At 65.2% G+C, this 11,891-nt stretch carries 9 protein-coding genes; 5 read left to right on the top strand and 4 right to left on the bottom strand.

Features of this window, described 5'->3' with window-relative positions; translation table 11 throughout:
- Positions 1-14 precede the first annotated feature (14 nt).
- The 3 genes from ACU0AG_RS10500 to guaA form a co-directional block, all read right to left on the bottom strand.
- Positions 15-989: an NAD(P)H-dependent flavin oxidoreductase gene (locus tag ACU0AG_RS10500; RefSeq protein WP_482782229.1), complete on the bottom strand. Its 975-nt coding sequence runs from the start codon at positions 987-989 to the stop codon at positions 15-17.
- Positions 990-1,233: 244 nt separating this feature from the next.
- On the bottom strand, positions 1,234-1,878 hold the full coding sequence (locus ACU0AG_RS10505; RefSeq protein ID WP_482782230.1) for a YceI family protein: 645 nt from the start codon (positions 1,876-1,878) through the stop codon (positions 1,234-1,236).
- 81 nt (positions 1,879-1,959) lie between these two features.
- Positions 1,960-3,573: a glutamine-hydrolyzing GMP synthase gene (gene guaA, locus ACU0AG_RS10510; protein WP_482782231.1), complete on the bottom strand. Its 1,614-nt coding sequence runs from the start codon at positions 3,571-3,573 to the stop codon at positions 1,960-1,962.
- Between the two features lie 269 nt (positions 3,574-3,842).
- On the opposite strand from guaA, the gene ACU0AG_RS10515 reads away from it, so the two are divergent.
- The gene (locus tag ACU0AG_RS10515; RefSeq protein WP_482782232.1) at positions 3,843-4,166 is read left to right on the top strand and encodes a UrcA family protein; all 324 of its coding nucleotides are present in this window, start codon (positions 3,843-3,845) and stop codon (positions 4,164-4,166) included.
- Between the two features lie 720 nt (positions 4,167-4,886).
- On the opposite strand, the gene ACU0AG_RS10520 is transcribed toward ACU0AG_RS10515, so the two are convergent.
- A complete protein-coding gene (locus ACU0AG_RS10520; protein ID WP_482782233.1) occupies positions 4,887-6,440 on the bottom strand; it encodes a class I adenylate-forming enzyme family protein in 1,554 nt (517 codons plus the stop codon).
- A gap of 93 nt (positions 6,441-6,533) precedes the next feature.
- Here ACU0AG_RS10520 and ACU0AG_RS10525 point away from each other — a divergent pair, with 93 nt between their 5' ends.
- From ACU0AG_RS10525 to ACU0AG_RS10540, 4 genes are all read left to right on the top strand, one after another.
- Positions 6,534-7,295, top strand: a complete 762-nt coding sequence (locus tag ACU0AG_RS10525) for a PIG-L family deacetylase (protein ID WP_482782234.1) — start codon at positions 6,534-6,536, stop codon at positions 7,293-7,295.
- Between the two features lie 96 nt (positions 7,296-7,391).
- Positions 7,392-9,923, top strand: coding sequence for a DNA topoisomerase (ATP-hydrolyzing) subunit B (gyrB, locus tag ACU0AG_RS10530; RefSeq protein WP_482782235.1), 2,532 nt, complete (start codon positions 7,392-7,394; stop codon positions 9,921-9,923).
- A gap of 8 nt (positions 9,924-9,931) precedes the next feature.
- Positions 9,932-11,071, top strand: coding sequence for an AI-2E family transporter (locus ACU0AG_RS10535; protein ID WP_482782236.1), 1,140 nt, complete (start codon positions 9,932-9,934; stop codon positions 11,069-11,071).
- A gap of 6 nt (positions 11,072-11,077) precedes the next feature.
- Positions 11,078-11,851 (top strand): M50 family metallopeptidase, encoded by a 774-nt coding sequence (locus ACU0AG_RS10540; RefSeq protein ID WP_482782237.1) that lies wholly within the window; start codon positions 11,078-11,080, stop codon positions 11,849-11,851.
- Positions 11,852-11,891: the final 40 nt, after the last annotated feature.

Raw genomic sequence — 11,891 nt, forward strand, 5'->3', positions numbered from 1 at the left:
AGTTCTACTTATCTTCAGGCGCGGGCCATAGCCTGCATGCGGGCGATGATCTCCTCGGCCTGCAGCATGATCCGGTCGATCAGTTCCTTGCAGGTCGGGATGTCGTGGATCAGCCCGGCCACCATGCCGCAGCTCCACGCGCCCTCGTCCATCGCCCCTTCGGTCATGATCTTGGGATAGACGCCTGCGACTTCGGGCAGGATGTCCTGGATGGTGATGGCATCGCCCAATTCCTTCTCCTTCTGGATCAGGCGTTCCACCGCGGCGTTGTTGAGCACGCGTTCGGTGTTGCGTAGCGGGCGCATGACGAGGCGGGTGTCGAGTTCGCTGGCGGCGAGGATCGCCTGCTTCACGTTTTCGTGCACCGGCGCTTCCTTGGTGGCGATGAAACGGGTGCCCATGTTCATCCCCTGCGCGCCCATCGCGAGGCTGGCGACAAGGCTGCGCCCGTCGGCCATGCCGCCGCTGGAGACGAAGGGGATTTCCAGTTCATCGGCGGCACGCGGCAGCAGGATGAAGTTGGGCACATCATCCTCGCCGGGGTGGCCGCCGCATTCGAACCCGTCAACGCTCACCGCGTCGCAGCCGATCTCCTGCGCCTTGAGACTGTGGCGCACCGAGGTGCACTTGTGGATCACCTTGATCCCGGCATCCTTCAGAGGCGGCAGCAGGTCCACCGGATTGCGCCCGGCGGTTTCGACCACCTTCACCCCGCCCTCGATCACCGCCTTGACCAGCCCCGGATAGTCGGGCGGCGTCAGGGTCGGCAGGATGGTGAGGTTCACGCCGAAGGGCTTGTCGGTCATGTCCTTGCAGCGCGCGATTTCATTCGCGAGCTTTTCGGGCGTGCCCTGTGTCAGCCCGGTGATGATGCCGAGACCCCCGGCATTGGAAACCGCAGCCGCCATCTCGGCAAAGCCGACATAGTGCATCCCGCCCTGAATAATGGGGTGCTGGATGCCGAACATTTCGGTGATCGCGGTCTTCATAGCCTGTGTTCTCCCGTGCAAAGCCGTGTTTGCATGCGAGACAAGCCGAGTTGGCCTGCGCTTTCAAGCCCGCTTTTGAAGAGGCACCGGCGCAATCCCGCACGCCGTAGCGTCACTTTGCGATCCGATTTTCAGCGGGAGCCGGACGGCGGGGATGCGGTGGGATCGGATCGCTCGCCAGCCGCCCGGCCCGATGCTTGTGCACGGGCCGGGGCCGCGGCGCCTTGATCCGGCGCAAACGGCCTTACGAACGTTCGAAGGCGAGCGCGAAGGTCACCGGCACGGCCGGCGTGATCGAGGGCAGCTGCGCCAGCGCGCGCAATTCGCCGAGTTCATCGGTCAGTTCGAACATGTCGGTCGAAATGATCACCGGCGCAGTCGGCACCACGGTGACACGGTCGTCGGCAACGCGGGTGACGAGCACCTCGGTCTCGACATCGCTCGATGCGCCCTTGATCGTGACATTGGCTTTCAGCGGGCGGGTGAGCGACTGGCCGACCGCGAGCCCGGCGAAGGCTGCCGGATCGAGCTTGGCGGTGACGGTCGCCTTGGGGTTATCGGCCACGGCGAAGAAGATTTCGCGCATCCGCTCGTTGCGGATATCGACCCCGGTGTTGACCGAGGCCAGATCGATGTCGAGCGTTGCGGTGCCATCCGCCGCGACGCTGCCTGTCAGCTTGTCGAAGCGGTTGGTCTCGGCCACCTCGCCCGCCTTGATGCTGACATAGGACAGCCGCGAACCGGCCGCATCCAGCGCCCAGGTGCCTTCGGTCACAGGCGCTGCTTCGGCGGCGGAATCCTTCGGCGCATCGGCGCCCTGCTCGGCGCAGGCAACCACGCCAAGGGCAAGAACGGCTGCAAGGGCGAAGGGACGAACGGTCTGAATCACGGGCGAAAACCTTCTGTGTGGTAACAGGCGGGGCGAGAGATATGCGATTCTACGTTGCGCTGGAAGGGGCGGATGAAGGCCCTACTCCCATTCAATCGTGCCCGGCGGCTTTGACGTATAGTCATAGACCACACGGTTGATGCCCTTGACCTCGTTGACGATGCGGGTCGCCACGCGGGTGAGGAAGCTGGCGTCGTAGGGGAAGACATCCGCCGTCATCCCGTCGGTCGAGGTCACCGCGCGCAGGGCGCAAACGCTGTCATAGGTGCGCCCGTCGCCCATCACGCCGACGGTCTTGACCGGCAGCAGCACCGCGAAGGCCTGCCAGATCGCGTCATAGAGGCCCGCATTGCGGATCTCTTCCAGATAGATCGCATCAGCCTTGCGCAGGATGTCGCAGCGTTCCTTGGTGACTTCGCCGGGAATGCGGATCGCGAGGCCGGGGCCGGGGAAGGGGTGGCGGCCGACAAAGGCATCGGGCAGGCCGAGCTCGCGCCCCAGATCGCGCACCTCGTCCTTGAACAGCTCGCGCAGCGGCTCGACCAGCGCCATGTTCATCCGTTCGGGCAGGCCGCCGACATTGTGGTGGCTCTTGATCGTCACGCTCGGCCCGCCGGTGAAGCTGACACTTTCGATCACGTCGGGGTAAAGCGTGCCCTGCGCGAGGAACTCGGCCCCGCCTATTTTCTTCGCCTCGGCCTCGAACACGTCGATGAAGGTCTTGCCGATGAACTTGCGCTTGGCTTCGGGATCGGTGAGGCCCGCAAGCCCGCCGAGGAACAGGTCTTCGGCCTCAACGTGGACCAGCGGTATGTTGTAGTGATCGCGGAACAGGGTGACGACCTGTTCGGCCTCGTTCATGCGCATGAGGCCGTGATCGACGAAGACGCAGGTCAGCTGGTCGCCGATCGCCTCGTGGATCAGCACCGCCGCAACCGCCGAATCGACCCCGCCGGAAAGCCCGCAGATCACCCGCTTGTCGCCCACCTGCTGGCGGATTTCGGCGATCTTGGTCTTGCGGAATTCGGCCATGGTCCAATCGCCTGCAAGGCCGCAGACATGGCGCACGAAATTGGCGATCAGCCGGCCGCCGTCGGGCGTGTGGACCACTTCGGGGTGGAACTGGGTGCCGTAGAAGCGGCGCGCCTCGTCCGCGATCACGGCGAAGGGCGCGCCATCGCTGGTGGCAACGATTTCGAAGCCGGGGGCGAACTGCGTGACCTTGTCGCCATGGCTCATCCACACCTGATGCCGCTCGCCGACCTCCCACAGCCCGTTAAACAGCGAACATTCGCCGGTAACGGTGAGGAAGGCGCGGCCGAACTCTCCACCCTCGCCGGTTTCATGGCCGGGGCGAACCTCGCCGCCCAGCTGGTGGGTCATCACCTGCTGGCCATAGCAGATGCCGAGGATCGGCAGGCCGGCATCGAACAAGACCTGCGGCGCACGCGGGCTGCCATCATCAGGAACACTCGCGGGAGAGCCCGAAAGGATGATGCCCTTGGGCTTCAGGCGATGAAACGCGGCCTCGGCCTGGGTGAAAGGCGCGATTTCGGAATAGACCCCGGCTTCGCGCACGCGGCGCGCGATCAACTGGGTCACCTGCGACCCGAAATCGACGATCAGGATCGAGTCCGGCAGGTGATCGGAGGCGAGGGAATCGCCCGCGGCGGGGCTGGAAGGGTGCGCGCTCATGGCGGGCGATTACGGCAGGGCAGCCCGCGCTGTCCAGCATCGCCGCACCGGCACCGGAAATTTTGCGGTGCAGCATATTTTTAGATACGCAATTTCAGACGGTTCCCGAATTTCTCCGGTGATCGGGTTGCAATCTTTGGAACCAATTTCGCGCATTTCGCATTTGCACATCATTCTTGTGCACTGCACCAGAGTTTCAAACAGCAACCGAATGCCGGCAAACGGCATCGCATTCCCGACACCCTCTCTTGTTTTCGGAGCTTTCCCCAATGCGTTTCACTCTCCCCCTGATCGCTCTCGCCGCCATCGCCGCCCCGGCTTTCGCCGCTCCTGCCGGTGAAGAAACCGTGACCGTGCGCATCGCCTATGGTGATGTCGATGTGACCAGCGCCGAAGGTCGCGCGGCGCTTGAAGCCCGCATCGAAGCCAAGCTGCGCAAGGCCTGCACCGTCGAAGCCGCATCGCGCTATGCCTATGGCCGCACCGCGATCGACAACAAGTGCGTCGCCGACGCCCGCGTGGCCGCGCTGGCCGAAGTCGAGCGTGTCGCCGCGCTCGAAGCCCGCGGTGGCCGCGCCGTCGCTGCAAACTGAGGTTTCTGCCGAGATTTCAGAACGGTCGCCGGAGCTGATCCGGCGGCCGTTTTGTTTTCCGCGTGGCGCTGGTTGCATTTCATGCAATTAAGATTGGCGTTTTCGCATTTGAATTCGATGCAATCGAACACCACTTGGGCACCAAGCGATGATTGCCGGGCCCTCTCTCTATCCCGGCTTCCTCTGAACGAGACCATCGCCCGGCAGTTGCAGGCCGAACACGGCCTTTCTGCCCGCCTGCCAGACCGGCAGGATTGGCCAGCCCTCCCCCTCGCTCGGCCATCCTGACCTGTCGATCCCGGCGCCTTGCGCACGGGCATGCAGCGAAAGAGACGCGGCCACCGCCCCTCCCCCCCCCTGAAATGGTGGCCGCGTCTCACGCTGCTGGCGCTGCGGTGATTGTCTTTTTCGATTGCGGTGATGAATTATTTTCAGTCTCTCCAGAGATTGAAAATTACGTGGAACACGCTAAATAATGCGCAAGCCCGGGCGATCATCCCTCTCTCCCCCCTCTGGTCGGCCGGGCTCCCATACCACAACAGAACAGGGAAACTTGAACCATGCGCATGTTCAGCGAAAGGGCTGTGGCCTTCTTCCTCGCGCTCGCCATCAGCGGCACCGCGTTCAACACGTTTATCGTGTAAGCGCGCCAGCAGGCACACGCCACAAGCGGCCCGGCCCCTCATCCGAGGAGCCGGGTCTTGCTGTTTCAGGGGCGCTTTACTCCACCCCGCCCAGCCTCGCGGCTTCCTCGCGCAGGTCGGTCTTGAGCAGCTTGCCGATGTGGCTGCGCGGCATTTCGGCAATCGCGTGGAGCGCGGCGAGGCGCTGGGTCTTGCCGAGCCGTTCGTTGACTGCCGCCATGATCGCCGCCGGATCGCCCGCGCCAGCCTTCAGCACCACGAAGCCGACCGGGCTTTCGCCCCACTTGCGCGACGGCACGCCGACCACCGCGGCCTCGGCGACGCCCGGTTCCTTCAGCAATTCGGCTTCCAGATCGCTCGGATAGATGTTGAACCCGCCCGAGATGATCATGTCTTTGGCGCGGCCGACCAGTTCGACAAAGCCTTCGGCATCCACCCGCCCGATGTCGCCCATCCGCATCCACGCCTCGCCCGTGGCAGGGTCGATCCACTGGGCCTCGGCGGTCTTGTCGGGACGGTTCTTGTAGCCGCTCATCATGGTGAGGCTGCGGCCGATCAGATTGCCCGCGGTGCCGGGCGGCACCTCGCGGTCTTCATCGTCGAGCACCTTCAGCTCGCTCCCGGGCGCGGGGCGGCCGACGGTGTGGAGCTTGTCGGGGAATTCGTGGCACGGCAGCAGGCACACGACGCCCCCTTCCGTCATCGAATAGATCTCGATCAGCCCGCCCGGCATCCGCCGCAGCACCTCGCGCTTGAGGTCAGCGGAGAAGGGCGCGGAGGTGCAGTATTTGAGCTTCAGGCTCGACAGGTCAAAATCGTCGAAGCCCGCGAAATCCATCAGCCGCTGGTATTGCACCGGCACCAGCATGGTGATGGTGGTGCGGTCGCCTTGCGCGTGCGCCAGCCACTTGCCGCAATCGAACTTGCCCATCACCCGCACGCAGCCGCCCGCCAGCAGCACGGGAAGGAAGGCGACCATCGTGGTGTTCGAATAGAGCGGGGTCGAGGCGAGCGAGCGCACCTCCAGGCCTGCGCCAAGATAGGAGAGCGCCGTCGCGGCGAACTGCCGCCAGCGCATCTGGTGCGAATGGACGATGCCCTTGGGAATGCCGGTGGTGCCGCTGGAATAGATGATGTTGAACGGGTCTTTGGGTTCCGGCACGAAATCCGGAGCACGCGAGCCGGGAGGAGCCATCCACTGGTCGATGCTCTCCAAAGGCACGCGGATAAGGTGGGCCATGAAATCCGGACCGAGTTCAGCCGCCTTGGCCGCATCGATGAAGAGGTGGATCGCGCCCGAATCCTTCGCCATCCCTTCAAGCTGTTCTGGGCTGGCGCTGGTGGTGAGCGGCGCGGCCACGCCGCCCGCCCGCACGGCGGCGAGGAACACCAGCGCGTATTCGACATTCGAGGTGCCGAGGATCGCCACCGATTGCCCGCGTTTCAGGCCAGTCTCCACCAGCCGCGCCGCCAGCCGCTCGACCAGCCCGACCAGTTCGGCCCAGTAGACTTCGCGCTTCTCGTCGCGCAGGGCGAGATCATCGCCCTTGATGCGGCTCCATTCCATCAGGATGTCGGGGAAGCTGCCGAAGGGTTCGGCAAGGCGGCTCATCATCGTTTCGTTGGTCATGGCGGCTATGCATAATCACCGGCCCGCACCGCGCAAACAGTTTGCAAGGAGGCTGCCACAAGTGGCAGGAAACCGGCAGGAGGAGAGGGACCCATGAATTTTCGCGCCGCCCTGACCGTGCTTGCCGCGCTGCCTTTGGCTGCCTCCGGCACTGCCGCGGAACCGGCCCGTCCGGTGATGGTGGTGGTCGCCCATCCGGATGACGAGTTGACCATGGCTCCGGCGCTGGCTGCGCTGGCAAGGCAGGGACGCAAGGTGACGATCCTGTTCGCCACAACCGGCGATCAGGGGCCCGGCGTCACCACCCGCGCGCGTGGGCCGGAGCTGGGTGCGGTGCGGCGCGGCGAGGCGGAATGTTCGGCGAAGGCGCTGGGCGCAGAGGCGCGCTTTCTTGAAGGCGTGGGCGACGGCACCCTTGCCCAGTCTCCGCAATCGCCCGATGCTCCGTCCCAGCGCTTTCTCGTGCAATTCGCGCGGGCCTATGTCGATATCGACCCGGGCCTGGTGCTGACCTGGGGGCCTGACGGGGGCTATGGCCACAGCGATCACCGCATGGTCAGCGCGCTGGTCAGCGAAGCGCTGCAATCTCTCGCCGCCGCCTATCGCCCGCGCCTGCTATATGTCGGCATCCCCGCCGGACGCCTGCCGCCAGTGCCGGAAATGTCGCGCTGGGCCGAAACCGATCCGGCTTTGCTGACCGAGGCGCTGCGTTACTCCGAGGAAGATCTGGACGCTGCCAAGGCCGCTGCGCAGTGCCATGCAACGCAGTTCGACGCGACCATGCGCGGGGCGATGATGCCGCTGTTCGATGCCACGATGTGGCGCGGCAAGGTGCATTTCCGCCCCGCCTTCTGAAACCATCGACGAAGCGCCCTGAACTCTCGTGGAAAAGCGGCGCTTGCGGGGCTCCCGCAGTTGGGTTTCTGCGGGCAAGCGCCTATATGATGGGCCATGGACGAGAACACCAATCAGACCCCCGCAAAGCTGCCCAATGCCAATGAATATGGCGCGGATTCGATCAAGGTTTTGAAGGGCCTCGATGCCGTGCGCAAACGGCCGGGGATGTATATCGGCGACACCGACGACGGCAGCGGCCTGCACCACATGGTGTTCGAGGTCAGCGACAACGCGATCGACGAAGCGCTGGCGGGGCATTGCGATCTCGTTCTGATCGAACTGAACCCCGATGGCTCGGTCTCGGTCGAGGATAACGGCCGCGGCATCCCCACCGGCATGCACCCCGAAGAGGGCGTCTCCGCCGCCGAAGTGATCATGACCCAGCTGCACGCGGGCGGGAAGTTCGAGAACACTTCGGACGATAACGCCTACAAGGTCTCGGGCGGCCTGCACGGCGTGGGCGTGTCGGTGGTCAACGCGCTGAGCGAATGGCTCGAACTCACCATCTGGCGCGAGGGCAAGGAGCACTGGATGCGCTTCGAGCACGGCGATGCCGTCGCCCCGCTCGAAGTGAAGGGCGAGGCTCCGGCGGGCAAAAAGGGCACCCGCGTCACCTTCAAGGCCAGCCACGACACTTTCAAGAACGTCACCGAATTCGATTTCGAGAAGCTCGAGCACCGCTACCGCGAGCTTGCCTTCCTCAACTCCGGCGTGCGCATCAAGCTGCGCGACCTGCGTCACGAGGATGTGCTCGAGCACGATCTCTATTACGAGGGCGGAATTGCGGCCTTCGTGAAGTATCTCGACCGCAACAAGCAGCCGTTGATCGCCGAGCCGATCTCGGTCTCCGCCGAAAAGGACGGGATCGGCATCGATGTCGCGCTGGAATGGAACGATTCCTATTACGAGAACGTCCTCGCCTTCACCAACAACATCCCCCAGCGCGACGGCGGCACGCACCTTGCGGCCTTCCGCGCCGCGCTGACCCGCACGCTCAACAACTATGCCGAACGGTCGGGGATGCTGAAGAAGGAAAAGGTCAGCCTGTCGGGCGAGGACATGCGCGAAGGCCTGACCGCGATCGTCAGCGTCAAGCTGCCCGATCCGAAATTCTCCAGCCAGACCAAGGACAAGCTCGTCTCCTCCGAAGTGCGCCAGCCGCTGGAAGCGCTGATGAGCGAGAAGATGACCGAATGGCTGGAGGAAAACCCCAATGATGCCCGTTCGATCATCCAGAAGGTGATCGACGCTGCCGCCGCGCGCGAAGCCGCCCGCCGCGCGCGCGAGATGAGCCGCAAGGGCGCGATGAGCGTCGCCAGTCTGCCCGGCAAACTCGCCGACTGTCAGGAACGCGATCCGGCCAAGTCCGAACTGTTCCTGGTCGAGGGCGATTCCGCAGGCGGCTCGGCCAAGCAGGGGCGGGACCGCAAGACGCAGGCGATCCTGCCGCTGAAGGGCAAGATCCTGAATGTCGAGCGTGCGCGGTTTGACCGGATCATCTCGTCGAAGGAAGTCGGCACCCTCATTCAGGCGATGGGCACCGGCATCCGCGACGAATTCAATCTGGAAAAGCTGCGCTACCACAAGATCGTCATCATGACCGACGCGGACGTGGACGGGGCGCATATCCGCACGCTGCTGCTGACCTTCTTCCACCGCCAGATGCCCGAGATCATCCGCGCCGGCCACCTGTTCATCGCCCAGCCGCCGCTGTTCAAGGTCTCCAAGGGCCGCAGCGAGGTCTATCTCAAGGATCAGGCCGCGCTCGATCGCTATCTGGTCGATGCCGGATTGCAGGGGCGTGTGCTGGAAACCGCTGGCGGCGCGCGCGGCGGTGATGATCTGCGGGCGCTGGTTGATGCCGCGCTGCGCCTCAAGAACCTGCTCGCCTTCGCGCCGCGCCGCTATGACAGCGGGATTGTCGAACAGATGGCGCTGGCCGGTGCGCTGGAGCCGGGCCTTGCGGGCGAGGCGCTGTCCAAGGCGCTCGAAAAGGCAGCCAGCCGCCTCGGCGCAGGCGACCGCGAAGCCCGCTGGAGCGCCTCGCAGCGCGACGATGGCACCGTGGTGTTCGAACGCCTGTGGCGCGGCGTGACCGACGTGCACGAAATCGATGCCCGCTTCCTGTCCAGCACCGAAGCGCACAAGCTCCACAGCCTCGCCGCAGCGCAGGCCGATGCCTATGCCTCGCCTGTCAGTCTGGTGCGGGCAGGCGATGTTGCAGACGAACCCGAGGCCGATGCCTCCCCCGTTGCCGACGATCCGCTGGCGGGCGAGGCGGAAGACGCCGCCCCCGCCCCCGCTTTCGACGGCACGATCAGCCGTCCGAGCCAGCTGCTGGAGGCCATCTTTGCCGCCGGTCGCAAAGGCCTGTCGATCGCCCGCTACAAGGGTCTGGGCGAAATGAACGCCGAGCAGCTGTGGGAAACCACCCTCGATCCCGAAGCCCGCGTGCTGTTGCAGGTGAAGGTCGAAGACGCCGACGTGACCGACGAGATTTTCACCCGCCTGATGGGCGATATCGTCGAACCGCGCCGCGAGTTCATTCAGGACAACGCCCTGAATGTGGCGAACCTCGACGTATAGAGACACGCATGGCCCATCAGCCCCACCGCACGGATGAATTGCAGCACGCCAGCTTCCTGCTGATCCTCGCGGTGGTCAGCATCATGATGGCGGTGATCGTGTGGCCCTTTGCCCAGCCGCTGCTGTGGGCAGCGCTGGCGGCGATCATGTTCCAGCCGCTTTACCGCTGGATGCTCAGGAAGATGCGCGGACGGCGCAATCCGGCGGCGATCACCTCGCTGCTGGTGATCTTCTTCGCGGTGCTGGTCCCGGCCCTGTGGCTCGGCACGCTGGTGGTGCAGGAAGCGCTGGTGCTGATCGCCAGCCTGCAGGAACAGCCGGTCGATCTCGCCGCCACCTTCAACACGGTCTACGATGCCCTGCCCAAGGCGGCGCAGGAGGCGGTGGACCGCAGCGGCTTCAACGACATGGCCAGCGCGCAGGCGCGCCTGCAGGAACTGCTGGCGGAAAGCTCGGGCGTGATCGCCAGTCAGGCGGTCTCGATCGGCAGCGGAGCGCTCAGTTTCGTGCTGGCTTTCGGCGTCGGCCTCTACGTCATGTTCTTCCTGCTGCGTGATGGCGAGCGGATCGGTCGCACCCTGCTGCGCACCATCCCGGTGGAACGCTCGATCTCCGAACGGCTGGCAGAGCGGTTCCTCGGCATCGTGCGCGCCACGATCAAGGGATCGGGCGTTGTCGGCATCGTGCAGGGTGTGCTGGGCGGGATCAGCTTCCTGATCGTCGGGCTCGAATCCGCCCTGCTGTTCGGGGTGCTGATGACGATCTTCGCGCTGGTGCCGGTGATCGGCGCAGGCGCGGTCTATGTGCCGGTCGGCCTGTGGCTGCTGGTGACGGGCGAGATGTGGCAGGGCGTGTTCGTGCTGGTGGTCGGGTTTGTGGTGATTTCCTCGGCGGATAACGTGCTGCGACCGATTCTGGTGGGGCGCGACACGGGCATCCCCGACTGGATCATCCTTGTGACCACGCTGGGCGGGATCAGCTTCCTCGGCTTTTCGGGCATCGTGCTCGGCCCGCTGGTGGCCGGGCTGTTTCTCGCCAGCTGGTCGATCCTGCAGGAACAACGCGACGAGGACGCGCAGGCGGGCGAAGGCGACGGCATCCGCGTCGATGCGTCAGGACGCGTCGCCGGCGCAGCCGACGCGGACTGAGCGCCGGTGCAACCGCTCGTCACCCCCGGCTCGCAGGGCGAAGCCTTCGGGCGGCTGGTGGTCGCCGGGGTGATCGTGGTGATGCTGCCGGCGCTGCCGTTCGGGGCCTATCTGGTCTATCCCTTCGCGATCCTGACAACATGGTTCCACGAAATGGGGCACGGCCTGACCGCGCTGGCGCTGGGGCAGCATTTCGAGCAACTGATGATCTTTGCCAACGGATCGGGCGTGGCGCAAAGCCAGGTCGCCAATGATGCCTCGCGCTTCACTCTCGCGGCGATTGCCGCCGGCGGCCCGCTGGCGCCGAGCATCGTCGGATCGCTGCTGATCCTTGCCAGCGCCCACCCGAAGCTGTGGCGCCCGGTGCTGTGGCTGGCGGCGGCCGCGATCCTGACGAGCGTCGTGATCTGGGTGCGCTCCACTGTCGGGCTGTGGGTCCTGCCGCTGGTCGCCGGACTGCTGGCGCTGGTCGCATGGCGGGCCAAGCCCGGCTTTACGCGCTTCTCGCTGCAATTCCTCGGGGTGCTCGGCGCGATCAGCATGCTGCGCGACTGGGGTTACCTGTTCACCGAAAAGGTCGTGATCAACGGCCGCCCGATGCTGTCCGACACCGGCCAGATCGCGGCCGTGCTGGGCCTGCCGCACTGGTTCTGGGCAGGGGCGATCCTGCTGCTGTCGACGACCATGGTGGGCGCGGCGCTGAAATATGCGCTGGCCGAACAGCGCCTGCGCCCTCCGCCGCCCAAACGGCCCGCCAACGTGCTGCAATTCCGTCGCTGACGCTTTGGGCAGTCCCGCTGCGGGCGGGTGCGCGATAGTC

It is taken from the genome of Erythrobacter sp. RANMB8, assembly GCF_056848235.1.